Raw genomic sequence first — 26,300 nt, 5'->3', positions numbered from 1 at the left:
ACCTCATAACAGCTTCATTATTCCCATTACAATTAATAATATTGCCGGCAGCACCGTAAACCGGCGCATCCACGTTCGGGACGCAAAGCGCAGTCCCGTCTTCATTCCGACGACCAAAAAGGTGCCGCTGAAGAGAGCGATCACGACGGCGGTCAGCAGCGGCGAAAATCCGAGCAATGCCGCGCCTAGACCCGCGCCGAACGCATCAAGGGATAAGGCGATACCAAGCCACATAGCCTCCCATCCGGAGATGCTGCCCGACTTATCCATATCCGCGGAAGATGGCGTCCGCAAAATGCGGATCACGACGCCCAGCTTCCGGATTTCCAGTGAAAACACCGTTTGTTCAGGTGCTTCATGCTGGGCAGGGTCCAGTGTACCTTCTCCGCCGGAGCTTTGCAAGCCATGCCCCCCTATCCCGCTGGTTTGGGCGTCTTTAGCCTGCTTGGCGACATCTGCGTCTTTGGCTTCCAAGACTTCTTTGCTTTCCCCGCTTTTCTCCTTCTGGATCCACATCTGTACCAGCGACCACGAGCCCATAATGATCAGGATGACCGCTCCAATGATGGAGGCGATCGAAGGGGATACGAATTGGGCCAGCAGCACGCCCACCTGCATGGACACATAGATGATGACCCCGGAGCATAAAGAAATAATCGCTATCGATAACGGCGAAATCCTCATTTGACGAAGGCCGTATGTAATGCCGACACCAAAACTGTCCAAACTTAATGCTAACGCAAGCAGCAGCAGTGCAAGAACATGACTGAGCACCCCGTTCCCTCCCTGTGACAGAAGCGGTGCCCCGAAAAAGCCTGCAGTATGGATCAGGCATTCGGAAGCCCCGCTTCATAAGATATCTCTACCTCAGTATATGGAGGGTACAAAAAAGGGGTGCACGCCCAGTTCGAATTGTTACGATTTCAGGGTTTGGCAGGACGGGCAGAAATGGGTTCCGCGCCCGCCCACGACCGTCTTCTCCACGGCGGTGCCGCAATTTACGCACGGCTGGCTCTGCCGGCCGTAAATCTTCAGCTGGTGCTGGAACATGCCCATCTCACCTTGTCCATTGACATAAGACTTGATGGAAGATCCCCCTACCTCAACCGACTCGGCAAGCGTGGCTACGATCGCCTGATGGAGCGCTTCGAGCTGCCCATCCGTCAGCGTATCGGCCGGCTGCTCGGGGTGAATGCCCGCCCGAAACAGCGACTCATCCACATAAATATTCCCGATGCCGACGATATATGCCTGGTTGAGCAGGACAGCCTTGATTTTGGTCTTCTTCCCATTCAGCGTTTCTTTGAAACGTTCCAGCGTAAACGCCGGATCCAGCGGCTCCAATCCCAGCTTGGAGAGCGGGGGAAGCTGGAATTCCTCTCCGGGCTGGAACAAATGCATCGTTCCGAACTGCCGCACATCCTTGTACCGCAGCTCGGTGCCGTCGGTAAAGTGGAAAATGACATGCGTATGCTTTTCCACCGGATCACTGCTCTGGTATACCCCGTACCGTCCCTCCATCCGCAAATGGGAGACGAGCACGAGCCCGTCCAGCAGGATCCGCAAAAATTTGCCGCGCCGCTCCACACCTTCAATGGTGTGTCCGGCCAGCATCCACGCAAACTGATCTATATCATCGGGGCGCTGAATGATCCGCGCCAAGTTCACACTAACGCGGTCAATCACCTTGCCCTTCACGAGCTGATTGAGTGTTCTTTTGACTGTTTCGACTTCCGGCAATTCCGGCATGATGACTTCACCTCAACCTCTATTATAGCGTAAGACAACCCCACAAAGCGGCGCTTTTTCTTCGAAGCCTGCTCAAGTACCTCGCGGGGATCCCGTAAATCTGAATACGGGCGCTTACGGAGCCCTTTATTTCGCCTCGTACCAATTGACTCCGTAGCTCACTTCGGCTTTGAGCGGTACGGACAGGGCCAGCGCATGCTCCATCGTCTCCGGCACCAGTTTTTTCATAAGCTCCAGCTCGTCCTCAGGGACTTCGAATACCAATTCGTCATGCACCTGAAGCAGCATACGGCTCTTCAGCTTCTCTTTGGCCAGCGCCGCATCCATCTGAACCATAGCCAGCTTGATGATGTCGGCGGCGGTGCCTTGGATCGGCGTATTCATCGCCGTCCGCTCGGCGAAGGAACGCAGATTGAAGTTGCTCGCATTGATTTCCGGCAGATACCGTCTGCGCTCCAGCAGCGTGGTGACATAACCGTCGCGCTTGGCGTCTCTGACGATATCGTCCATATATTTGCGAACACCCTGGAAGGCGTCGAAGTATTGATCGATAAATTGGGCTGCTTCCTTCCGGGTAATGTTCAGGTTCTGGGACAAACCATAGTCGCTGATGCCGTACACGATACCGAAGTTAACCGCTTTGGCGGACCGGCGCATATTGGCGTCAACGTCTTCGGCTTTGACACCAAACACGTCCATGGCCGTCTTCGTATGGATGTCCATATCGTGCAGGAAGGCTTCCTTCAGGCCTTCATCCCCCGAGATATGGGCCAGCACCCGCAGCTCGATCTGAGAGTAGTCGGCGGCCAGAATGTACCAGCCCGGTTCGGATGGCACGAACACCTTGCGGATTTTCCGTCCTTCTTCCAGACGGATCGGAATGTTCTGCAGGTTCGGGAACTGGCTGCTGAGACGTCCTGTAGCCGCAATCGTCTGGCGGTAATACGTGTGCACTTTGCCCGTTTCCTCCGAAATTTCCTTCAGCAGGCCTTCCACATACGTCGACTGAAGCTTGGCGATGGTCCGGTACTGCAAAATCAGGCGTACGACATCGTGATACGGTGCCAGTTTCTCCAGCACTTCGGCGTCAGTAGAATAGCCGGTCTTGGTCTTTTTCACAACAGGCAGGCCCAGCTTGACGAACAGAATCTCTCCCAGCTGCTTCGGCGAGTTGAGGTTGAACTCGGTGCCTGCAATTTCATATATCTGCTCGACCAGCGACTTGATCTGGGACTCGAATTCCGTTCCGAGCGCCTTCAAATCGTCCTTGTTGACTGCGATGCCCTGCTTCTCCATGTCCGCCAGAATCCGCGACAGCGGCATCTCCAGGTCATGGAACAGAGAGCTCATCTCATTGTCCGCAAGCTCCTTCTCCTGAAGCGGAATGATCTCCAGCAGCGCGGCGCTCTTCCGGGCCAGATGCCCGCTCAGCACGTCCTGCTCCGGCACCTTGTATTTGGCGCCCTTGCCGAATACGTCCTCATCCGCCGCCAGCACCGGCAGCCCGTATTTGGAAGCAAGCGCGTTGACATTCTGGTTGGCTTCCGTCGGATCGAGCAAATACGCGGCCAGCTGCACGTCAAACGACGCCCCGGCAAACGCGATGCCCTTCCAGTGAAGCGCCAGATCCGTGCGGTGCAGGTCATATCCCCGTTTCGGAACATCCGGGTTCCCCAGCCACGTCCGCAGCGGCTCCGCCCAAGACTCGTTCATTCGCTCGAACGGAACGTAGTAATGCTTCGGCTCGGTGGAGAACATGACCCCGATCACGTCGGCGTGATGCGGGTTCTCCCCGCTGGTCTCGACATGAATAAGCTGCACGGCGTCCAATGCAGCGATCAGCTCGTCCGCATTTTCGCCGTCAACGACGGTGACCTCGATCTCCCGTTCGGCAGCCTTGGCCTGCTCCTCATCCGAGTGCGTGTTACCGTCCGCATGGAAGGACAACCGCTCCAGCAGCGATTTGAATTCCAGCTTGGCGAGGGCAGGGCCTGCCGTTTCTTCCTTCAAGCCCGGGAATACCATCTCGTTAAACGACTTGTCCAGCGGCACCTCGCGGTAAATGGTCGCCAGCTTCTTGCTGAGAACCGCGTCATCGGAATGGGTTTCGATCTTTTCCTTCATCTTCCCCTTCAGCTCGGCCGTATTGGCCAGCACTTCCTCGACCGATCCAAATTGGTGCAGCAGCTTGAGCGCCGTCTTCTCGCCGACGCCCGGAATTCCCGGAATGTTATCCGACGGGTCCCCCATGAGACCCTTCAGGTCAATGATTTGAAGCGGGGTCAGTCCGTACCGCTCCTTGATTTGCTCAGGTGCGTAGGTTTCGATTTCCGTTACCCCTTTGCGTGTCAGGCCCACCTGAACATGGTCCGAAGCCAGCTGCAGCATATCCTTGTCCCCGGTCACGACGAGAATTTGCTGCCCCTCCTCCTCGGCGATGCGGGAAACGGTCCCGATGATATCATCCGCCTCGTAACCGCTCAGCTCATATTGAGCGATGCCAAAGCTCTGCAGCAGCTCTTTGAGCAGCGGGAACTGTTCCGACAGCTCCGGCGGCGTCTTTTCCCTTCCGCCCTTGTATTCCTGGTAGCCTTCGTGGCGGAACGTCATTTTTCCGGCGTCAAACGCAACCATCATGTGCGTCGGCTTATGGTCTTCGATTAAACGCAGAAGCATATTCGTAAATCCGTACACAGCATTCGTATGCAGACCCTTGGTGTTCGTCAGCGGGGGCATTGCGAAAAATGCGCGGTAAATAATACTGTTTCCATCTATCAAAATCAGCTTGTTCATTGGGCACCTTCCCTTTATCAAACGTCCTTCATTTATGATACCATACACGCCCCTTTTCGAGAAAAAATTAGGCCGTTTTACCGCAAATCTCCTAAGCGTAATTTCTGTCAATTCCTTCACGGCAAAAAAGGAGCTTCCCGCCTGTGCGGGTCAGCTCCTTGATCTCATGTATGATGATGTTATTGATTCAAATCAGGACGCCGGCCGGTGACGAGATACACCGTGCTCTCCCCGATATTCGTGGCGTGATCGGCGATCCGCTCGATGTACCGGGCAACCAGTGTGAGCAGCATCGCTTGCGACAGCGTTTCGGGATTCGAGGCGATATAGCCGTACAATTCCGTGATGATCCGGCTGTAGAATTGGTCCACCTGATCGTCGTCCTTGGCCATTTTATAAGCAAGGTCGGTATTTTCGTCCAAATAAGACGTAATGGACTCCTCGATCATCACTTGCACCAGCTCAGCCATTTGCGGAATGTCGATCAGCGGCTTGATCAGCTCCTGCCCCTGCAGCCGCAGCGTCACCTTGGCAACATCAAGGGCAAGGTCTCCCATGCGCTCCAGATCGCTCGAAATTTTAAAGGCTACAAGAATTCTCCGCAAATCCTTGGCTACCGGCTGCTGGGTGACGATCAGGCGAGAGCCGATGTCCATGATCTCCTCTTCCATCGCGTTCAGCTTGGCGTCATCCTTGACGATTTGCTGTGCCTTCACCGCATCGAGCGTTTTCAGGCTGACAACCGCCTCTTCCAAAGCATGAACCACATGCGCGCCCATCTGGCGAAGCAATGTGCGCAGTACCTCTAAATCCTGATCCAACTCTTTTCTCCGAATCATCGCTGCCCTGTTCCCCCTAGGATATATTTAATGCTCATCTTGCTGCCGGTTACCCGAAACGCCCGGAAATATAATCTTCGGTACGGGAGTCCCTCGGGTTGGTAAACAACTCCTTGGTATCGTCGGCTTCGACGACTTCCCCGTTCAGGAAAAATACCGTGCGGCCGGAAATCCGGGCAGCTTGATGCATATTGTGAGTCACCATAACGATGGTATAGGTCTCCTTGAGCTCCTGCACCAATTCCTCAATCTTTAGCGTCGAAATCGGATCGAGCGCAGAGGTCGCCTCATCCATCAGAAGAATGTCCGGCTGAACCGCCAATGCTCTGGCAATGCACAAACGCTGCTGCTGTCCGCCCGAGAGGCTGAGAGCCGAACGCTTCAAGTAATCCTTAACCTCTTCCCACAGCGCGGCCTGGCGCAGGCTCTGCTCCACAATTTCGTCGAGGACCTTCTTATCGCGTGTGCCGTGCAGACGAGGGCCGTAGGCAATATTGTCGTAAATCGATTTGGGGAACGGATTCGGCTGCTGGAACACCATGCCCACCTGCTTGCGAAGAGCTTCCACGTGCACGTCATTGCCGTAAATATCTTTGCCGCCGATCTTGACGGAGCCTTCGATATGCGTGCCTGTGATCATGTCATTCATCCGGTTCAGCGTCCGCAGCAGGGTCGACTTGCCGCATCCGGAAGGGCCGATAAAGGCAGTGATCGTTTTCTCGGGAATGTCCAGGTCTATATTTTTAAGCGCATGAAACTGCTCGTAGTACAAATTCAACTGCTCAATATCGATAATATCTTCCATTTACAATCGCTTCTCCTTTTTTCAAAAAGGGTCTATGAAGTTCAATTCATCTATATGGCACCTATCTATAGTAATGCCGTTATGTAAATGCTGTGTCCCACAATTGTAAACGCAGTGTAAAATGTGTAAACTAGCAGATCCAATATTAAGCAAAAGAACTTCCCTTTTCCAGTTCCTGTCTGATGACGGCGGCCCGTATGGCCGTATCTCCCGCCAACCGGTTCACGGTTTCACCGGTCCCCGCCACGTGCTCGACCGCCTTTTCCAGCTCACCGAACATCCGGCTTCCTTCACCTAGCAGCTCCGCGCTGGCCGTGATCTCGCCCACTCCGGCCGTAGTTAAAGCCCCCGTTTCCTTCGCCAGCCGGCTGATGCTTCCGAGCAGTCCGGAAATATCCGCCGCCAGCTGCCGGGTCTGTCCTGCGAGCGATCTGACTTCAGCAGCGACGACCTGAAAGCCGCGTCCGTGCTCACCGGCATGCGCCGCCTCGATCGATGCGTTCATGGCCAGCAGATTGCTTTTATCCGCCAGCTCCGAAATGGTCCGGGTTAATGCCGAGATCGTGTCGACATCCTGGATAAGCCGGGCCACCTGCTGCTGATTCTCGTTCATCCGTTCCACCACATTAGAATAGGACTGACTGACCTCATCCAGTTTGCTGCGTCCGTTCAGCGACCATTCTTTCATCTGGCGGCATTCTATCAGCGTGGCGTTCGCCGCCTCCGCTACCTGCTGCAGCGATTCCTCCATCCCGGTGACATGCCTGAAGCTCTCCGCTACCGTCTGCTTGCGCCGCTGCTCAGCCCCCGTCTGAAGCAGGCCCGACATGATCATCAAATCCAGGACCGTCAATACGCCTGCCAGTTGCCCGTGATCCGTCAAAATGACGCAGTCATAAAATTGGGATTCGGGGCGGTCCAGCGCCTGCTGGATCAGCAGTCCGGGATCGGCTCCAATGTCGGCGATCAGGGGCTGCATATCCGCAAATTTCTCTACAGGACGGCCAAAGTACAAATCGGCGCCGAACCGGCCGGTCAGCTTCCGGTAAAAGGTGTCCCGCATGACCAGCCCAAACGGCTCGCCCTCTTTCCCTCCGATGACCACGCAGGGAAGATCCGGCTGCTCCTTGATCAGCTCCAGAACTTCACGGCAGCTCGTCTGAGCGTCCAGCAGCGGAACCATCCGGCAGTATTCCGCCGGCGTGGGGCGATCCCCGGAATCCCCTACCTCTAGCGTGCTGGCTTCAGTATGGCCTTGCGCGGAAGCGTTACCTTCTTGAGCTGGGTTTCCATTTGCACGAATGCTTTGTTCCAGATCGGCGTACAGTGTGGACAATATGGCCCTCCCCCTCTTCGGCTCTCTAGTCTTTAGCCGCATCATACCTCCCGAGCGTTAAGAGAATATGCGGACAATGTAAATTGTATGTAAACCTATGATCAAAGAACTAGTTCCTTAGGTCTAATGCATGCAAAAAAAGAAGCTCTCTCCTTATTCCACAGGATGAGAGCTTCTTTTTTTATTGACGACCAGCTTATAGCCAACGCCGCGGATGGAATCGATATGAACGGATTCGGGGTCGAGTTCCAGCTTCTTGCGCAGGGAGCTGACATGCACATCCACCGTCCGCTGACCCCCGATGTAATCAAAGCCCCACACCGCGTTCATCAAATCATCCCGGGTCAGGACAACGCCGGGTTTGCGGGCGAGGTACAGCAGCACTTCAAATTCCTTCGGCCGCAGATTAATGCTGGTACTGCCCAGCATCACCTCGTATTTCTCCGGATAAATCTCCAGCTGTCCGAGCGTGATGGCCGAGGTAGGCGATTCCGGAACGGCCGCCGCTTCCTCTCCGGGACCGGACACTCTGCGAAGCACGGTGCTTACGCGCGCCAGCAGCTCCGAAACCCCGAACGGTTTTGTAATGTAGTCGTCGGCACCCAGCTTAAGGCCTTGCACGACCTCTTCCTCCGCGTTTTTGGCCGTCAAAATAATCACCGGCGTCTCCATTCCCTTGCTGCGGAGTTTGCTCAAAATGTCAAATCCATTCATTCCCGGCAGCATCAAATCCAAAATAATGAGGTCGTAAGGCTCATGGGCGGCCCGCTCGTACCCGGACGTGCCGTGGTCTTCAATCGTGACATCGTAGCCTTCCTGCGTCAAGTTGTACGAAAGCAATCTGGCGAGCGTGGGCTCATCCTCGATTACCAACAATCGTTGAGTCATATTCACCGGTCCCCCTGTTTCTTGTATCAAATGAATGAATGCTGACAAGCAACATCTTATCACCTGATTGTTAACGCTGTGTAAAAGAATACATGATGTTTACCTTTTTCGAAAAGATAAGCCTATTGTCTCTAACGAAAAGGGGGGATATTCCATTTCCCCCGTTTACACACCGTCCTGCTCCTGAAGCATCGGAAGCTTAACGGTAAACGTGGTGCCAATGCCGAGCTCGCTTTCCACGGAAATCGCTCCGTGATGGAGTTCAACCAGATGCTTCACGATCGAAAGCCCCAGCCCGGTTCCTCCCGAGCTTCTCGATCTTGCCTTATCCACCCGGTAAAAGCGTTCGAAGATCCGCGGCAGGTCCTTCTTCGGAATGCCGATGCCGGTATCGGAAACGGCGAATACGACTTGTTCGTTCCCGTCGGCGTCCTGCTGATCGCGTACGGACAGCTCGACTCTGCCGCCATCCTGGGTATAGCTGATCGCGTTCGAGAGCAGATTGATAAAAATCTGCCGCAGCTTGTCCTCATCCGCTTCGATAAACAATTCATCCGGAATGTCCGTCTGCAGCGTGATCCGTTTTTTCCTGGCGACCGTGCCGAGCGTCTCCATCATCGTCCCAAAAAACGTGGACACGTCGACGGGAGCGTAATCCATCGGCGACTGCTTGGATTCGATTTTGGACAAATCCAAAATATCGCTGATCAGACGGTTCAGCCGCTCGCTTTCATCGAAAATGATCTGTAAAAACGACTTGGCCGTTTTCTCGTCATGGACGCCGCCATTCAGCAGGGTTTCGGCAAAGCCCTTGACCGCTGCCACCGGCGTCTTGAGCTCATGGGACACATTGGCCACAAATTCGCTGCGCATATTCTCCAGCCTGCGGATCGCCGTAACGTCCTGCAGCAGAAATAGCATGCCGCTGAACTCTTTGCCGCTCTGCTCCCGGAACATCGGGACCCCGTCCATGCGGAGGATCGTTTCCTGCGGAATGTAGACCTTCCGCTCTTCGTGGATTTCGATGCGCTCGGAGATCCCTTCCTTGATCAGCTTCGTCAGTTCGTAGTACTGCTTCAGCTCATCATAAGAGCGGCCGGTAATGTGTTGGGCATTCACGCTCAGCATATTCTCGGCAGCCGGATTCACCAGCGCGATCTTCCCTTCGGCATCCACAAGCAGAATGCCTCCGGTCATATTGTCGAGCACGCTCTGCAGCAGATCCTCATTGTCCTGGATCGTTTTCAGCTGTGTCTGCAGGCTGTCGGCCATCCCGTTGATCGCGTTGCCCAGAAGGCCGATTTCGTCCTTTCTGCGCAGATCCACGCGGGCGTCGTAATCCTGCTGCGAAATGCGTCTGGCCACCCGGGTGATCTTCTCCAGCGGCGACGTCATCCCGGATGCGATGCGGTAGCTGATCAAGGCAGCCGCGGCAAACAGGATCACTAGGCCGACGGCCATGACCATCCAGCCGTTCCGGACACCCTCATCGACGGATTTCAGGCTGACCGACAGCCGGATGAAGCCGTCGAAATTCGCGCCGGAAGTCACCGGCACCGCCACATACAGCATATTCTGACGGAGCGTATCACTGTAACGGATGGCGTGCCCCACGCCTTCTTTCGAAGCCGTTACAACCTCCTCCCGCCTGCTGTGGTTGTCCATTTCCAGCGGATTGCTCTCCGAATCACCGACCACGGTGCCATCCCTTTTAATAAAGGTCACCCGCGCTTCCGTCAGCTTGCCGAGCTTCCCGGCTTCGCCGGTATAATAGCTGACCGCATCCGCCTCCTGCATCGGTATGAAGTCAAACGTGGTGCTGAGCAGCTTTATTTCGCGGACCATATTCTCTTCAAGTCCTGTAATATGCGATTTCTTGAACACCTGGGCCATCGTGATGCCTGCCCCGAGCATGGATACGCCGATCATCACCATAAGAATCAGCGTCAATCTGATCCGAAAAGGTTTCATGGGTCCCTTCCTTTATCCTCAAGTTTCCTCTTTTTCTATTCCTAATCCTAACGTGAATCCGGCCCTTTGACCAGTGGAAAATGGACAGCCCTGTTCCGGGGTGCCTCTTCCCGGATATAATAGGATTATCCAGATAGGATGAACAAAAGAAATGAAATTATAGGCCTCTGCTGGGCCTTTACAACAGGAAGTCTAATGCAAATCTTGAGTTCAATCTATCCAGCTTCGAAAGGAGAACCGAACGTTGAACTATCATTTTTCCGCGTACATGTACCGTCTGCAGTATATCCAGCGCTGGAGCCTGATGCGCAGCACCTCGCCGGAAAACGTGGCGGAGCACTCGTATCACGTCGCTCTGCTCGCACATATGCTCTGCCATATCGGCAACGTCTTCTTCGGGCGCCGGCTCAACGCGGACCGTGCCGCGTCCCTCGCCTTGTTTCACGACGCGGCGGAGGTGTTCACCGGCGACATCGCCACGCCGGTGAAGCATAACAACCCGCGGCTCCTCGGAAGCTTTCGCGAAATGGAGCAGATCGCCGCGGAGCGCCTCGCCGGCATGGTACCTCCGGAGCTGCAGGCGGTTTACGGCCCCCTCCTTCATCCGGATAAGGTGGATGAACAGGAGTCCGAGCTGCTGCTCTATGTCAAAGCCGCCGACCGGCTGGACGCGTACCTGAAGTGCACGCGCGAGGTTGCCGCAGGCAACCGGGAATTCGCCGCCGCCAAGGAGCAGACACTGGCGAAGATCCGCCAGATGAAGCTCGCCGAGGCGGATTATTTCCTGGAAAATATGGCGCCGAGCTTCGAAATGTCGCTGGATGAGCTGTCCGCCGACGATGAAGTCGGCAGTAATCCAGCTGACACTGCCGACGCTGGAAATCACGGTAGCAATCCGGAATGAAGCAGCCCTCTGACGCCACCACCAAAAAAGGTTGTACCCGGGTTCCTTCTTCCGGGTACAACCTTTTATTCAAGGGATGCTTGAAGTCCATCCCTATGGATAACAACCGATCCAAATATGGGCTGCGGCTGCCAGACGTTACAAGGCATCGCTGCCCTTTTTTAACGTTCCGCTCGGCTTAGCCGTTTACGACTTCGCCGCCGTTCACGTGGATCACCTGTCCGCTGACATAGGACGAGTCATCCGACGCCAGATAGACATAGGCCGGCGCCAGCTCTTCCGGCTGACCCGGACGCTTCATCGGCTGCGATGCGCCAAACTGGCTCACCTGCTGGGCGTCGAACGTGGACGGAATGAGCGGGGTCCAGATCGGCCCCGGAGCGACCGCGTTCACGCGGATGCCCTTCTCCACCACGTTCATGGACAGCGCGCGCGTGAAGCTGACGATTGCGCCCTTCGTCGAGGAGTAATCGATCAGCGTCGGGTTGCCTTTATAGGCCGTAATAGAGGCCGTGTTGACGATCGCGCTGCCATTCTTCAGATACGGCATCGCCATCTTGGTCATAAAGAACATGCCGAAAATGTTCGTACGGAACGTCTTTTCGAGCTGCTCCTTCGTAATGTCCTCAATTTTCTGCTGCGGATGCTGCTCCGCCGCGTTGTTGATTAGAATATCCAGTCCGCCCAGCTCCTGTACCGACTGGTTGACGGCGTTTTTGCAGAAGGACTCGTCTCCGATATCGCCAGGGATCAGCAGGCATTTGCGTCCTTCCTGCTCGATCTGGCGCTTCGTTTCTTCGGCGTCCCCATGCTCATTCAGGTATACGATCGCGATATCGGCACCTTCTTTGGCGAAAGCTACGGCCACCGCACGGCCGATTCCACTGTCGCCGCCGGTGATGATCGCCTTTTTGCCCTGCAGCTTGCCCGCGGCTTTGTAATCCTTGGGCTCGTATTTCGGTAGAGGGTTCATTTCCGATTCCGTCCCCGGCTGATGATTCTGATGCTGAGGAGGCAGAGTTTGTTTAGATTGCGATTGCGAATTTCCTGACATCATTCATTCTCCTTTCACGGATGGGTTTCATCGGTGCACATGCCATCACATTCCGTATTAGGATGGCATATGACGGATGGATTATTCTCTACCGTTGATACTTACCACATCGCTCCCGGAGTTAAACAGAAGAAGACCGCTCTCCATCAAGAAAAAGCAGCCCATGGATCATTATTGCAAAAAAAAGATGACCCCGCAATGCGGAGTCATCTGCAAACGATAGATACCTTCTAGCTTAAATAATGTGGTTGTAGACCATGAAGAAGGTCATGATCAACAGGCAGATCGCCAGCAGGGCGCTAAGCGTACGGATTTTTCCCATTTCTACGGAAATATCCCTTTTTTCCTGAATGCCCTTGATCGCCAGACGGAGCGGCTTGCCCATGATTCCGCTGATTGCGCCGAGCGCCAGCAGCAGGATGACAATAATGATCATCCACGGTACGGAATAGTCGCCTTGGCTCATCAGATAGCCGCCTGTCAGCAGCTGGATTACAAGGCCTACCTGAGCAAACGTATTGAGGCTGCGGATGGCTGCCGCGCTGCCTTCCTGAGCAGGGAGTGACAAACCGGCCACTTTACCTACAACGAATGGCAGAACCAGATAGAATCCGAGAGCCAGCGCTCCCAAAATATGTACGAAAAACATCACAGTGGTCATTCCATTTCCTCCCCGCGTGCTTGTGTTTCCATAACATTCATTATACTTATAAACCTTTGAAAAGAAAAGAAAACCTCCATGGTTGTCACACATTAGAGGTTTTCTTGTTCAAAGTTTGGACACGAATGGTCCCGCTTATACATTCACTACAGCGATGACATTGCGGACGGAATCGGCCGATTGATCCAGCGCCGCTTTTTCTTCGGCCGTCAGCTCCAGCTCGAATACTTTCTCGATGCCGCTGCCGCCTAGAATCGTCGGTACGCCTAGGAAAATGTCATGGTAGCCGTATTCGCCGTCAAGGCGCGCGATGACCGGAATAATTCGTTTCTTGTCCTTGAGGATGGCTTCCGCCATTTGCACCAATGAGGCCGCCGGGGCGTAATACGCACTGCCGTTGCCGAGCAGATTGACGATTTCGCCGCCGCCGACGCGGGTGCGCTGCACAATTTCCTGAATGCGCTCCGGCGATATCAGCGTGTCGATCGGAATACCGCCGACGCTGGAATACCGCACGAGAGGCACCATGTCGTCGCCATGTCCGCCAAGCACAAAGCCGCGCACATCCTCGACGGAGACGTTCAGCTCCTGCGCGATGAACGTGCAGTAGCGAGCCGTATCAAGGACGCCGGATTGGCCGATCACGCGGTTCTTAGGGAAACCGAGTGTCTTGTAAGCGACATGCGTCATGGCGTCCACCGGATTGCTCAAGATGATCACGATGGATTCCGGCGCGACGCGTTTTACGTTGTCGCAGACCGATTTAACGATGCCTGCATTGGTGTTCACGAGGTCGTCACGGCTCATGCCCGGCTTGCGGGCAACGCCGGCCGTAATGATCACGATGTCGGAGCCAGCCGCATCATCGTAATTCGAGGTACCGATGATCTGACTGTCAAAGCCTTGAACAGGACTCGCTTCCAGCATGTCCAGCGCCTTGCCCTTGGTTGGGTTCTCCAGTTGAGGAATATCCAGCAGCACCACGTTGCCAAGTTCCTTTTGCGCGAGCATCAGCGCCGTCGTGGCACCGGTAAAACCGGCACCCACAACGGTAATCTTTTTACGAGTCAAGGCCATGATCGGATCTCTCCCCTACATGTTTTTGATAACTTCGTCAGCAAACTCGGAGCATTTGACTTCCGTCGCGCCTTCCATCAGACGGGCGAAATCGTAAGTTACCGTCTTATTGTTAATCGACGTTTCCATGCCTTTGTAGATCAGATCAGCCGCTTCCTTCCATCCCAGGTGCTCAAGCAGCATAACGCCGGACAGGATGACCGAACCCGGGTTCACAACGTCTTTGTCCGCATATTTCGGAGCTGTTCCGTGCGTTGCTTCAAAGATCGCGTGTCCTGTCACATAGTTGATGTTCGCTCCTGGAGCGATACCAATACCGCCGATTTGGGCAGCAAGGGCGTCGGACAGATAGTCACCGTTCAGGTTCAGGGTTGCAATCACGTCGAAGTCCGTCGGACGAGTCAGCACCTGCTGGAGAGCGATGTCGGCAATCGCATCCTTGATGATGATTTTGCCTTCGGCTTCAGCGGCTTTTTGGGCGGCATTCGCAGCGTCTACGCCGTCTTTTTCCTTGATGACGTCATATTGCGCCCAAGTGAACACTTTATCGCCAAACTCCTGTTCAGCCACTTCGTAACCCCAGTTTTTGAAGGCGCCTTCGGTGAATTTCATGATGTTGCCTTTGTGAACGAGCGTCACGCTCTTACGGCCATGCTTGATGGCGTATTCTACTGCAGCGCGAACGAGGCGCTTGGAGCCTTCGGAAGATACCGGCTTGATTCCGATACCGGAAGTTTCAGGGAAACGGATTTTGTTAACGCCCATTTCTTCCTGGAGGAATTTGATGACCTTCTTCACTTCCTCCGAGCCTTCCTTGTACTCGATACCTGCATAGATGTCTTCCGTATTCTCGCGGAAGATGACCATGTCGACCAGCTCAGGGTGCTTAACCGGAGATGGCACGCCGTTGAAGTAGCGCACAGGACGCAGGCAGACGTACAGATCGAGCTCTTGGCGCAGGGCTACGTTCAGGGAGCGGATACCGCCGCCGATCGGCGTAGTCAAAGGTCCCTTGATTGCTACAATGTACTCGCGGATAGCTTCGAGTGTATCGTTCGGCAGCCACTCCCCGTATGTATTGTAGGCTTTTTCACCGGCAAATACTTCATACCAGGCGATTTTTTTCTCGCCGTTGTAAGCTTTCTCAACAGCCGCATCCAGAACACGCTTGGAAGCTCTCCAAATGTCGCGGCCGGTGCCGTCGCCTTCGATGAACGGAATAACTGGATTGTTCGGAACCTGCAGCTTGCCGTTCGTTATTTCAATCTTTTCACCTTCGGTAGGGAGTGCAAATTTCTCGAGTTTCATGAATAAATTCCTCCTTATAGTTTTCGTCGGGCATCAGATTTCTGCCGGGACAAGCACAAAGCCAGAGGGAACCGCCCGTGCCCGGGTTGATCGTTCACGGTGTTCCCCCTTTTTCTATTATACCTTAAGAACGCTGCTCAATCGGAACATATTTTTGATCCGTTTGGCCGACATATTCGGCACGCGGACGGATGATGCGGTTGTTTTCATATTGTTCCAGAATGTGCGCCGTCCATCCCGACACGCGGCTGATCGCAAAGATCGGCGTGAAGAGCTCCTGCTCGATGCCAAGCTGAGTATATACGGAAGCGGAGTAGAAGTCCACATTCGGCTTCAGTCCCTTCTGGCCGGTCACGATGTCCTCCACTTTGACGGACATTTCGTACAGGCTTGTATCCCCTTTCATTTCACCCAGTTCGCGGGACATCTTCTGCAGATGCTTGGCGCGGGGATCCCCGTTTTTGTATACGCGGTGGCCAAAACCCATAATTTTGTCTTTATTGTCGAGCTTCTCTTGAATGTAAGGCTCAACTTTGTCGATGCTTCCGATTTCGTTCAGCATCTTCATGACCGCTTCGTTGGCACCGCCGTGCAGTGGGCCTTTCAGAGCGCCGATCGCCGATGTAACGCCGGAGTAGATGTCCGAAAGCGTCGCCACCGTTACGCGCGCAGCAAACGTCGAAGCGTTCAGCTCATGGTCGGCATGCAGCACGAGCGCCTGGTCGAGAGCCTTCACCGAAGTCTCTTCAGGCGTGTCACCTCTGAGCATATACAGGAAGTTTTCGGCAACCGACAAGCCTGCTTTCGGTGCGACAGGCTCCTGGCCTTTGCGGAGGCGGGCCATGGCCGCAATAATCGTAGGGAGCTGCGCCTGGAGACGGATCGCCTTGCGCTCATTGGCTTCACGGCTCATATCGTCGGCTTCCGCATCGTACAGCGCCAAGGCCGATACGGCGGAACGGAGAGCTGCCATCGTGCTCATATCTTTAGGGTACAATTTCATTTGTTCGATCAAAGCATCCGGAATTGCAGCATAGTCGCTGAGTTCTTGCTGAAGACGACTCAATTCGTCCTGATTCGGCAGTTTTCCGAACCAGAGCAGGAAAGCCACTTCTTCGAAGCTCGCGTTCGCTGCCAGGTCATCAATGTTATAACCGCGGTATGTGAGCACACCGTCGACAATCGAGCTGATGGAAGAAGCTGCGGCAACAATTCCTTCCAGACCTTTGGTAGCTGTCATCGTACATCTCTCCTTCGTATAACGGAATTTTAACAACATGCATGAACCGTGAAAACAGTTACATTTTACTGAAAAGAAAAACGTCCATCGACGCAATCCACAGCAGACAGGCCGTGCCATAATGCCGTTAACGCGGAACCGGGCGGGCTGTACTCTCCTGTTCGGATCCCGCAAAACCGTTGTCCGCTACTCTACCTGACACCAATCGCCAAGTAATGGAACCATATATTATCATAAAGTATTTTGACGTCTATGTGAACAATTACACGGTGACAGAAAACATCAAATTGTTTTATCAGCCGAATAAACAATTTTTTATCGGGCATACGCTTCCTTCCGCTAACGGCGGTAAATCTTAATGTTTCCGTCTTTCATCTTCCGCTCGATCCACTTCAAAATGACATAGCGGTACAAGGGCCGAGTCAGCGGAAATACCATCGTAAACCCGATCAGGTCCGTTACAAAGCCAGGAAGGACAAGCAGCATCCCTCCGATAAACACGCATAAGCCATCCACCATGCTCCGGCCGGGAACCTGGCCCGAATTCATTTTGGCCCGCGAATCTTCCAGCACCTTGCGCCCCTCAAAGCGCATCATCAGCATGCCGATTCCGGAAGTGACGATGGTCAGCAGAAGCGTATTGGCCGCTCCTACCCGGGTAGCCACCCATTCGAAGCCGAATATTTCGACCACCGGAACGATAATGATCAGGGCCAGCAGCCATTTTCTGAACGCGGTCATGCTTCTCCTCCTGTAATCGACTTGGACAGGGCCGTATACAGCGCAGGCGAGTGCTTGTCGAGCCTTACGGGCTGCCAGTCCCGGTTCAGCCACACATGCTGCGTCGAACCCGTGACGAGCACTTCTCCAGGCAGTTCTTCGCCGATCTTATACCCGCTGCCGGCAAACGTCGCCTGCTCCTGTTCGGATCGTCTTCGGATTTCATAGATATAGTCAATCCGCAGTTTGGTGAACCGCGTCATTCTCGTAAAAATCGTAATCATGTCGTCATAGCGCGCCGGCTGCACAAACTTCATGTCAAGCTCCGTGACGGGCAGAAACAAGCCCTCATCCTCCATACTGCGGTAAGTAATGCCCAATTCGCGGATCATTTCGGTCCGGCCGATTTCAAACCAGTTTAAATAATTCGCATGGTAGACGACAGCCATTTTGTCGCTTTCCTGATAGCGTACCCGGAGTGACGTCGTAAACCAGCGGCTGAGCTGAATGCCGTTATCTTTTCCCATCCTCCACTGTTCCCTTTCTTGCTGTAATTAATGTCCTTCAATTTAGTATAACATAAGGGATGCCTGCTTCTGAAATTTGCCCGGTATCAGCAAAAAAGCCTGCCAGGAGTGAATCCTGACAGGCTTTTCTATGAAATGGATCTATCGGTAGGCCCGCGGCGGTCTGCGCCGCAGTCCTCTTATTCGTTTGGAATTTGGCTGACTTTCACCAGGTTCGTCGAACCGGATTGTCCCAGCGGAACCCCTGCAGTAATCACAACCAGATCGCCCGGTTTTACGAGACCGGACTCCAGGCCGCCCTTCAAGGAATTCTCGAACATTTCATCCGTCGATGTAGCAGTCTTGCCTGGGACCGGCGTAACGCCCCAAGTCAGAGCCAGACGGCGCAGCGTGCGCTCCTGCGTAGTCACTGCGATGATCGGAGCTTCCGGACGGTACTTGGATACCATGCGTGCCGTATGGCCGGATTCCGTTGAAGAAATGATCGCCTTAGCGTTCAGATCCAGTGCGGAAATCGCCACCGATTGGCTGATCGCTTCGGTAATTGTCGTTTCCTGGGCAATCCGCTGCTTCAGGAAAATTTCGCGGTAGTTCAGCGCGGATTCAGCCTTCTCGGCGATGCGGGACATCGTCAGAACGGATTCCACCGGATATTTACCGGCAGCCGTTTCCCCGGACAGCATGATTGCATCCGTGCCGTCGAAGATCGCGTTCGCTACGTCACTCGCTTCGGCGCGTGTCGGACGCGGGTTGCGCTGCATGGAATCCAGCATTTGCGTCGCCGTAATAACCGGTTTGCCGGCAACATTACATTTTTCGATCATGCGCTTTTGTACCAGCGGTACTTCTTCGGCCGGAATTTCCACGCCGAGGTCGCCACGGGCAACCATCAGACCGTCGGACGCTTCCAAAATTTCATCGAGGTTGTCCACGCCTTGCTGGTTCTCGATCTTGGAAATGATCTGGATGTGCTCTGCGTTGTGCTTGGCGAGCAGCTCGCGGATTTCTTGAACGTCACTTGCTTTGCGTACGAAGGAAGCTGCGATAAAATCGATGCCCTGTTCGATCCCGAATACGATATCGTTCGCGTCTTTCTCTGTGATGCCCGGCAGAGAAATCGCCACACCCGGTACGTTCACGCCTTTTTTGCTCTTGATCGTACCGCCATTGACAATACGGCATTTAATTTCAGTGCCCTCGACTTCCACAACCGTCAGGCCGATCAATCCGTCATCGATCAGGATCGTCGAACCCGGCTGCACATCACTAGGAAGATCTTTGTACGTGATCGAAATCCGGTCTTTGTCGCCCAGAATTTCTTCGGTCGTCAGCGTGATGTACTCATCCTGTACCAGCTCGATCGGCTCCACGGCAAGCTTGCCTGTGCGGATTTCCGGTCCCTTGGTGTCAAGCAGGATGGCAACGGTTTTGTTCAGCTCGCGGCAGGCTTCGCGGATGTTGTTGATCCGGCGTCCATGCTCCTCGAAATCGCCGTGCGAGAAGTTCAAACGGGCAACGTTCATGCCGGCCATAATCAATTTTTTGGTGTTTTCCAACGATTCACTGGAAGGACCGATGGTACATACGATTTTTGTTTTACGCATTTGGGTTTCCTCCGTTTTATTCTTTTAAGTCTCTCTACCCTACATATCTTTATCCAAAGATTAAATTTACTACAAAACGAAAGTTTTGTATAGGAAGTTTGAAAGTTTGTCATAATACATCATTGCCCAGATGGAACTAATCTATCACACCGACATGCGAAGATTGTTCATAGGCAAACTTGCCGATCTTGCGGAACTTCTGATACCGGTCTTCCTTCAAGGCGGCGCTGTCGAGTCCCGACAGTTCGCCCAGATGGCGTACCAGGCTGTCCTTAATGGCAGCAGCCGTCGCTTCGTAGTCCCGGTGCGCTCCGCCTTTCGGTTCCGGCACGATCTCTTCGATCACTTCGAATTCAAGCAGGTCTTTGGCCGTAATCTTCATGGCCTCGGCCGCCTGATCCGCTTTGGACGCGTCCTTCCAGAGGATCGAAGCCGCTCCGTTTGGCGAAATCGCTGAATAGATCGCATGCTCCAGCATCAGCACACGGTTGCCGACGGCCATCGCAAGAGCACCGCCGCTTCCACCTTCGCCGATGACCACACAAATAACAGGAACACCCAGCGCGGCCATCTCCCGTAAATTGCGGGCGATTGCCTCGGATTGTCCCCTCTCTTCTGCTGTATTACCCGGATACGCACCTTTTGTATCAATAAAAGTGATAATCGGGCGTTTAAATTTGTCCGCCTGATGCATCAGCCGCAGCGCTTTGCGAAAGCCTTCCGGATGCGCGCTGCCGAAGAAACGGGCAATGTTGTCCTTCGTATCCTTCCCGCGCTGTTGGCCGATCACGGTGACCGGAGTCCCGTTCAGCTTGGCCAGCCCGCCAATGACCGCGAGGTCATCACCAAATAGACGGTCCCCGTGCAGCTCGATGAAATCGCTGAAAATCAGCTGGATCAAATCGAGCGAAGTGGGACGCTGATGATGCCGAGCCAAATGCATTTTCTGGGCGGCCGTAATATTTGAATACACCTCTTCTTCCAACTGGGCGTATCTTTCTTCCAATCTCGCAATCTCGTCGCTAAAATCAATACCCTTGTCCGCTCCGAACTGCTTCAGCTCATTGATCTTCTGCCGCATTTCCACAAGGGGCTTTTCAAAAGGCAATTCTCCTGCCACTTAATATCCCCCTTTCACGGTATGCATCTCGATCAGCTTGTACAGCATTTGGCGCAGCTCTTTCCGGTGGACGACCAAATCCAGCTGTCCGTGCGCCAAATTGAACTCCGCCGTCTGGAAATCATCCGGGAGCTTCTGGCGGATGGTCTGCTCGATAACGATCCGTCCGGCAAAACCGAACACAGCCCCCGGCTCCGCGATGTTAATATCGCCGAGCGTAGCAAAGCTGGCCGAAACCCCGCCTGTCGTCGGATCGGTAATGACCGAAATGTAAAGGCCGCCTTTTTCGTTAAAACGAGACAAGGCAGCGCTTGTCTTCGCCATTTGCATCAAACTCAGAATACTTTCCTGCATACGCGCTCCGCCGGAGGTCGAGAAAATAATGAGCGGGAGATCCCTTTCGGTCGCAATTTCGATCGCCCGGGTAATTTTCTCGCCGACGACCGAACCCATGCTTCCCGTAAAGAAATCGAAGCTCATGACAGCCACGACAACCGGGAGTCCTTCAATGGTGCCTTGTCCGGTAACAACCGCTTCGCGCAGACCCGACTTGAGCGCCTGCTGCTCCAGCTTGTTGGCATATCCCGGAAATTGGAGCGGATCGACCGATACCATACCGCTGTCGAACTCTTCAAACCCTGCATCGTCCAGCGTCATTTGGATCCGTTCCAACGCATTCAGACGCATGTGGTGTCCGCAGTTGGGGCAAACCTTCAGATTTTTCTCCAGCTCTTTGCTGTATTGAATGCTGCCGCATTTTGGACATTTATTCATCAAGCCTTCGGGAATTTCCCGGCGCGGTCTTTCTTCACCCGGCTCGCTGCCTCTTCCTACACGTTCTGAAGGAATGGTCGCGTATTTTCTTTTTTTCTGGAACAAGTCTTTAAACACAACTACACCTCTCAGCCGTTAATTTGCCCAGCCGCTCTTCACTCTGCCTCTATAAACGTCACTTTGTTTCCTTAAAAATTAAGGATGCAAAATGGAATTAAGCACTTCCTGGACTTCCTCCAGCTCACCAGAGGGAACCAAAATCTCGAACTGCTGCTTGGATAAATTGATCGGACGGCTTTTAACCAAAAATCCCTCTTCCGTTAATTTGGTCGTGATCATTTCCGCTACCTTGGCGGTAGGTGCGATATAGATGACCGTCCACATTCCTTGCAGAACCCCCTAATCTCATGTTCTGAGCACGTATAATAGAGTAATGATAACATAACTCCGTTTTTTCCCGCAACAAAGTGATGGGACGCGGGCTGGCCGATCAGAGGGTTCGTTCAAGGCCTTCGGGTGTTACAACCCGGAATTTCCGGAAGTGGACGGATACTGCTTGGCTCCCTTGTACCGGTGGGCGATCCTCGCGGATGCCGCGGCGGCGAGCCCGGCGACCAGATCATCGAGAAAAACGTGGATCTCGTCCTTTTTATTGTTCAGGGTATCGATAATACCGATTTTTTCTTTATCCAAAAAACCAAAACTTGTCAGTCCGATCATGCCGTACACGCTCGTAATGCCGAGCGCCAACGTCTCGTCCACTCCGTACAGCGGTTCGTCCGCCTCCATGATCGCCTGCAAAGGCTCGGGAAGAAGCTTTTTCTCCGCCAGTTCGTCAAGCGCCATCCCGGTCATCAGCGTGTACTGTACTTCCCTTTTGCCGAGGACGGCGTTCACGCTCTCCACGCATTCGTCGATCTCCAGTTCCGGATGGTACGGGATTTGCAGTTTATACACGATATCGGCAATGTCCCCGACTTTGACTCCCCTGCGGCTCAGCATGGCAATCGCTGCATCATATGACATGTTTATTCCTCCCGCACGGCACGCCCGCGCCCGGTTCCTTCGAAAAGATGCGTCTGCCCAAGGCAGCCGGGCGGCACATGATAATGTTGTCCCTAGGTGTTCCTAAGTGTATGCGGGAGGCTCGGGAAACGTTCGTAAAATCTGTGTCATTTCCGCAGAAGCCCGGAGGGTCATTGAACTATTGAGCTGTTGCCGGCGGTTGTGCCAACCGCCCTTTGCTTCTATTTAATCCGGACCGTCCCTTTGCCGAGCATGTTTTCGATCATTTCGAAAAATTCGGGCGACGGTTTGATCCGATAGTTGTCGCTGAGCGCAAGGAGCTTTTGGCTTTGCTCGTAAAAGAGCACCGTGGCCACCGGACCCGGATGCTCCTGAAGCAGCTGCTTCAGCCTGGCGAGCAGGTCCGGGTTCTCCGCTTCCGGCGTAATCTTAACGAAGACGCGCTGCTCCGCCGTTGTGGGGCGGCGCGCTTGTTCCTTCGCCGGGGCGGGTGCGCCGCCGCCCTGCTCCTTGCGCGCCGGTGCGTCGGCCGGCGCGGCAGCATCGCCGGCGGCTGCCTGCGGAGCGGGGCGGCCCGCAGCCGCGCCCTGCCGCCGCGAGGGCCCCGGCCCCGCGGCGAAGGATCTGCCGCCGGCTGGCGCCTGGTTCCGCTTGACCATCTGGGCAAGCGGGGCCCCGGCCAGCGGCAGCACTTCCTCGGCGAGGAGCTTGAAGCCCTCGTCCTGCTGCTGCACCTTGGCGCGCAGTGCCAGCAGCTCGCCCTTGCCGACATAGCTCGAGCTTCGCTTCCAAACTTCAGGGAACAGCACCACTTCGCAGCGTTCGATCTGGTCTTCCAGCTCCATGAAGGCCATCGCTTTGCCCTGCTTGGTCGTGATCGACTTGACCGACACGACCATGCCCGCGACGACCGCCTTCGCTTCATCCGCCGCCTCGGCCAGGTTCATCAGCCGCTCCACGCCCGGTTCGTCCAATACTTCATCAAAGTCGTCCAGGGGGTGGCCGGACAGATATAGACCGAGCAGATCGCGCTCGTGCTCCAGCTGCTGGGAAACGGAAAACGGCGGAATGTCGGGATATTCGATCTCCCAATTCGGCGTTTCGACAAAATCAAACAGCTGGATCTGCAGATCCTCACGTTCCTTGCGCCATTTGACGGCGGCATCGACGGTCTCGTCCAGCATGGCAAGCAGCTGCGCGCGGTGGCCCGGCAGCGAATCGAAGGCGCCCGCCTGGATCAGCGACTCGATCACCCGTTTGTTGCAGACGCGCAGATCGATCCGGCGGCAGAAGTCGAGCAGGCTTTCGAACGGCTTCTCTTCCCGGACGCGCATCATGTTTTCCACCGCCTGGGTACCCACGTTCTTGATGGCCCCCAGCCCGAAACGGATATGCCCCGGCCCTTCGGCCGGCTGCCCGTTCTCGTCGCTTACCGCCACCGGTGTAAACAGCACACCGCTCTCGTTGACGTCGGGCGGCAGCACCTTGATGTTCATCCGGCGGCACTCCACCACATATTCCGCGACCTTCCGGTGGCTGCCCATGACGGCCGTCAGCATCGAGGCCATGAACTGCACCGGATAGTGCGCCTTGAGATAAGCGGTCTGGAATGCCAGAACGGCGTACGCTGCCGCGTGGGCTCTCGGAAAACCGTAATCGGCAAAGCGCACGATCATGTCGTATACCTTGTTCGCATCCTCTTCGGTATATCCCTGCTTCAGGCTGCCCTCCACGAAGTGGCTGCGCTCACGGTCGAGCACTTCCCGCTTTTTCTTGGACACGGCGCGCCGCAGCAGATCGGCTTCTCCGAGTGAGAAGCCCGCCATCAGTGAGGCGATTTTCATGATCTGCTCCTGGTACACAATGATACCGTAGGTGTCGGCCAGGATCGGCTTCAAATCGTCATGCGGGTAGTCGACCTGGATGGTACCATGCTTCGCCTGAATGAAATTCGGGATAAACTCCATCGGACCCGGGCGGTACAGCGCCACGACCGAGATGACGTCCTCGAATACGCTTGGCTTCAGCTCTTTGAGCACCCGCCGCATGCCTGCGGACTCCAGCTGGAACACGCCGGTCGTATCTCCGCTCCCCAGCATCTCATAGGTCAGCGGATCATCGTCCGGAACCTGCGCGAAGTCCGGCGCGCTGCCGGTCATTTCCCCGATCCAGCGCATGGACCGCTCGATGATCGACAGGGTGCGCAGACCGAGAAAGTCCATTTTGAGCAGGCCGATGCTTTCCAGCTGCTCCATCGGATATTGGGTCAGTGCGGTTCGCTCGCTGCCCTCCTGCAGCGGAACCGCATCGGTCAGCGGGTCGCGCGATATGACCACGCCCGCGGCGTGGGTCGACGCGTGCCGCGGCATGCCTTCGACCTTCATGGCCATGTCAAGCATCTCGCGGGTTTTGGGGCTCTGCTCGTACAGCTTTTTCAACTCGTCGCTGATTTCCATCGCCCGGCGGATGTTGATCCCGTGCGCGTTCGGAATGAGCTTGGCCGCCTTGTCCACCTCGCCGTACGATACGTTCAGGGCGCGTCCCACGTCGCGTACCGCCGCGCGGGCAGCCATCGTCCCGAAGGTGATGATCTGTGCGACGTGTTCGCTGCCGTATTTATCCGCCACATACTCGATTACTTCGTCACGGCGCTCATCGCTGAAGTCGATATCGATATCCGGCATGGTCACCCGTTCCGGGTTCAGGAAACGTTCGAACAGCAGGTTGTACTTGATCGGATCGACGTTCGTGATGCGGAGCACGTATGCGACGAGACTGCCCGCGGACGAACCCCGTCCGGGACCGGTCACGATTCCCCGCCGGTGTGCATAGGCGATAAAATCCCATACGATGAGGAAGTAATCGCTGAACCCCATGCTCCCGATCACGCCGAGCTCATAGTCGAGGCGCTGGAGTAGCTCTCTTTTTCCTTCTTCGGTGTCCCACAGGCCGGTCGTGCTGTAGCGGCTCTCCAGTCCTTCCAGGCATAGGGCCCGCAAGTATTCGGCAGCTGTCTGCCCCTCGGGAAGCGGGCGGTATTCCGGCAGAATGGACCGGCCGAATTCGAGCTCCAGGCTGCATTTGTCCGCGATGAGGAGCGTATTGTCCAGGGCTTCCCGGACATGCGGGAACAAGCGGGCCATTTCGTCGCCGCTCTTCAGGTACAGCTGGTCGGTCTGAATCTGCAGCCGGTCCTCGTCCTCTACCGTTTTTCCTGTACCGATACAGATTAGCACGTCCTGCATGGAGGCATCCTCACGGACGAGATAGTGGACGTCGTTGGTCGCCACGAGCGGAACGTCCAGCTCCCGGGCGAGCTCGATCAGCTGCGGATTGACCCGCTTCTGTTCGGGCAGCCCGTGGTCCTGCAGCTCCAGGTAAAAATCTTCGCCGAAAATGTCCCGGTACCGGAGCGCCGCCCGGCGAGCCTCCTCGGTACGGCCGTGCAGCAGATGCTGGGGTACCTCCCCGCCGAGGCAGGCGCTCAGGCAGATGATACCCTCATGATGTTTCGCGAGCGCATCCATGTCGATGCGCGGTTTATAGTGAAAACCTTCCAAATGCCCGATGGAGCACAGCTTCATCAGATTGCGGTAACCCGTCTCGTTCTTGGCCAGCAGGATCAGGTGATAGATCGGCTGATCCTTGCGGCTGCCGCGCTCTTTGCGGGAACCGGCCGTCAGGTAGGCCTCGCAGCCGATGATCGGCTTGATGCCTTCCGCCACACAGGCTTTATAAAATGGCACCGCGCCGTACATGACCCCGTGGTCAGTCAGCGCCAGCGCCTTCATTCCGTTCTCCGCGGCTCGCCGGACAAGGTCCGAGATCCGTGCCGCTCCATCCAGAAGGCTGTATTCGCTATGCACGTGAAGATGCACAAATGAACTCATGTCTCGTCTCCTTT

At 55.0% G+C, this 26,300-nt stretch carries 22 protein-coding genes; 1 reads left to right on the top strand and 21 read right to left on the bottom strand.

Translation table 11 applies throughout. The features are described from left to right. Positions 1-3 precede the first annotated feature (3 nt). The 8 genes from GCU45_RS23785 to pnpS all read right to left on the bottom strand — a co-directional run bounded on the left by GCU45_RS23785 (position 4) and on the right by pnpS (position 10,381). A complete protein-coding gene (locus GCU45_RS23785) occupies positions 4-774 on the bottom strand; it encodes a manganese efflux pump (RefSeq protein ID WP_152400993.1) in 771 nt (256 codons plus the stop codon). Between the two features lie 141 nt (positions 775-915). Beyond that, complete coding sequence (gene mutM / locus GCU45_RS23780) at positions 916-1,749, bottom strand: DNA-formamidopyrimidine glycosylase (protein ID WP_152400992.1); 834 nt, start codon at positions 1,747-1,749, stop codon at positions 916-918. Between the two features lie 126 nt (positions 1,750-1,875). Further along, positions 1,876-4,542 carry a DNA polymerase I gene (polA, locus tag GCU45_RS23775; RefSeq protein WP_152400990.1) on the bottom strand — a complete coding sequence of 889 codons (2,667 nt, stop codon included), beginning with the start codon at positions 4,540-4,542 and terminating at the stop codon, positions 1,876-1,878. A 179-nt stretch (positions 4,543-4,721) separates the two neighbouring features. Next, positions 4,722-5,381 (bottom strand): phosphate signaling complex protein PhoU, encoded by a 660-nt coding sequence (phoU, locus tag GCU45_RS23770; protein ID WP_145160147.1) that lies wholly within the window; start codon positions 5,379-5,381, stop codon positions 4,722-4,724. Positions 5,382-5,430: 49 nt separating this feature from the next. Beyond that, positions 5,431-6,186, bottom strand: a complete 756-nt coding sequence (gene pstB / locus GCU45_RS23765) for a phosphate ABC transporter ATP-binding protein PstB (RefSeq protein ID WP_076170457.1) — start codon at positions 6,184-6,186, stop codon at positions 5,431-5,433. A 145-nt stretch (positions 6,187-6,331) separates the two neighbouring features. Beyond that, positions 6,332-7,522 carry a methyl-accepting chemotaxis protein gene (locus tag GCU45_RS23760; protein WP_167527205.1) on the bottom strand — a complete coding sequence of 397 codons (1,191 nt, stop codon included), beginning with the start codon at positions 7,520-7,522 and terminating at the stop codon, positions 6,332-6,334. Positions 7,523-7,675: 153 nt separating this feature from the next. After that, a complete protein-coding gene (locus tag GCU45_RS23755; protein WP_076170458.1) occupies positions 7,676-8,410 on the bottom strand; it encodes a response regulator transcription factor in 735 nt (244 codons plus the stop codon). A 165-nt stretch (positions 8,411-8,575) separates the two neighbouring features. After that, positions 8,576-10,381: a two-component system histidine kinase PnpS gene (gene pnpS, locus GCU45_RS23750; protein ID WP_152400985.1), complete on the bottom strand. Its 1,806-nt coding sequence runs from the start codon at positions 10,379-10,381 to the stop codon at positions 8,576-8,578. A 244-nt stretch (positions 10,382-10,625) separates the two neighbouring features. Between pnpS and yfbR the strand changes: the two genes are divergently transcribed. Beyond that, positions 10,626-11,285 carry a 5'-deoxynucleotidase gene (gene yfbR / locus GCU45_RS23745; RefSeq protein WP_152400983.1) on the top strand — a complete coding sequence of 220 codons (660 nt, stop codon included), beginning with the start codon at positions 10,626-10,628 and terminating at the stop codon, positions 11,283-11,285. A gap of 178 nt (positions 11,286-11,463) precedes the next feature. Here the strand turns inward: yfbR and GCU45_RS23740 are convergent, their stop codons facing one another. The 13 genes from GCU45_RS23740 to GCU45_RS23680 form a co-directional block, all read right to left on the bottom strand. Continuing rightward, positions 11,464-12,339: an SDR family oxidoreductase gene (locus tag GCU45_RS23740; RefSeq protein ID WP_076170461.1), complete on the bottom strand. Its 876-nt coding sequence runs from the start codon at positions 12,337-12,339 to the stop codon at positions 11,464-11,466. 235 nt (positions 12,340-12,574) lie between these two features. Further along, positions 12,575-13,000, bottom strand: a complete 426-nt coding sequence (locus GCU45_RS23735) for a hypothetical protein (RefSeq protein ID WP_076170462.1) — start codon at positions 12,998-13,000, stop codon at positions 12,575-12,577. 135 nt (positions 13,001-13,135) lie between these two features. Then, a complete protein-coding gene (gene mdh, locus GCU45_RS23730) occupies positions 13,136-14,077 on the bottom strand; it encodes a malate dehydrogenase (protein ID WP_145946997.1) in 942 nt (313 codons plus the stop codon). Positions 14,078-14,092: 15 nt separating this feature from the next. Further along, positions 14,093-15,385, bottom strand: coding sequence for an NADP-dependent isocitrate dehydrogenase (icd, locus tag GCU45_RS23725; RefSeq protein ID WP_152400982.1), 1,293 nt, complete (start codon positions 15,383-15,385; stop codon positions 14,093-14,095). A gap of 124 nt (positions 15,386-15,509) precedes the next feature. Then, positions 15,510-16,625 carry a citrate synthase gene (citZ, locus tag GCU45_RS23720; protein WP_152400980.1) on the bottom strand — a complete coding sequence of 372 codons (1,116 nt, stop codon included), beginning with the start codon at positions 16,623-16,625 and terminating at the stop codon, positions 15,510-15,512. Positions 16,626-16,964: 339 nt separating this feature from the next. Next, entirely contained in the window at positions 16,965-17,366 is a 402-nt protein-coding gene (locus GCU45_RS23715; RefSeq protein WP_076170466.1) for an FxsA family protein, read from the bottom strand. Next, positions 17,363-17,872 carry an acyl-CoA thioesterase gene (locus GCU45_RS23710; protein WP_076170467.1) on the bottom strand — a complete coding sequence of 170 codons (510 nt, stop codon included), beginning with the start codon at positions 17,870-17,872 and terminating at the stop codon, positions 17,363-17,365. Before GCU45_RS23710 ends, GCU45_RS23715 begins: the two co-directional genes overlap by 4 nt. 179 nt (positions 17,873-18,051) lie before the next feature. Further along, on the bottom strand, positions 18,052-19,476 hold the full coding sequence (pyk, locus tag GCU45_RS23705; protein WP_105441753.1) for a pyruvate kinase: 1,425 nt from the start codon (positions 19,474-19,476) through the stop codon (positions 18,052-18,054). Between the two features lie 136 nt (positions 19,477-19,612). Next, on the bottom strand, positions 19,613-20,596 hold the full coding sequence (locus GCU45_RS23700; RefSeq protein ID WP_076170469.1) for an acetyl-CoA carboxylase carboxyltransferase subunit alpha: 984 nt from the start codon (positions 20,594-20,596) through the stop codon (positions 19,613-19,615). After that, a complete protein-coding gene (gene accD / locus GCU45_RS23695; protein WP_076170470.1) occupies positions 20,597-21,487 on the bottom strand; it encodes an acetyl-CoA carboxylase, carboxyltransferase subunit beta in 891 nt (296 codons plus the stop codon). A gap of 78 nt (positions 21,488-21,565) precedes the next feature. Continuing rightward, entirely contained in the window at positions 21,566-21,754 is a 189-nt protein-coding gene (locus GCU45_RS23690; protein WP_076170471.1) for a glutamate decarboxylase, read from the bottom strand. 135 nt (positions 21,755-21,889) lie between these two features. Next, positions 21,890-22,396, bottom strand: coding sequence for a phosphatidylglycerophosphatase A family protein (locus GCU45_RS23685; protein ID WP_152400978.1), 507 nt, complete (start codon positions 22,394-22,396; stop codon positions 21,890-21,892). Positions 22,397-22,617: 221 nt separating this feature from the next. Continuing rightward, the gene (locus tag GCU45_RS23680) at positions 22,618-26,286 is read right to left on the bottom strand and encodes a DNA polymerase III subunit alpha (RefSeq protein ID WP_152400976.1); all 3,669 of its coding nucleotides are present in this window, start codon (positions 26,284-26,286) and stop codon (positions 22,618-22,620) included. Between the last annotated feature and the right edge of the window lie 14 nt (positions 26,287-26,300).

The sequence above is a fragment of the Paenibacillus cellulositrophicus genome (assembly GCF_009363095.1).
GTDB classification, from domain to species: domain Bacteria; phylum Bacillota; class Bacilli; order Paenibacillales; family Paenibacillaceae; genus Paenibacillus_AQ; species Paenibacillus_AQ favisporus.
Note: the sequence above shows the minus strand (reverse complement) of the source record. Positions and strands in the feature narration are given on the sequence as shown.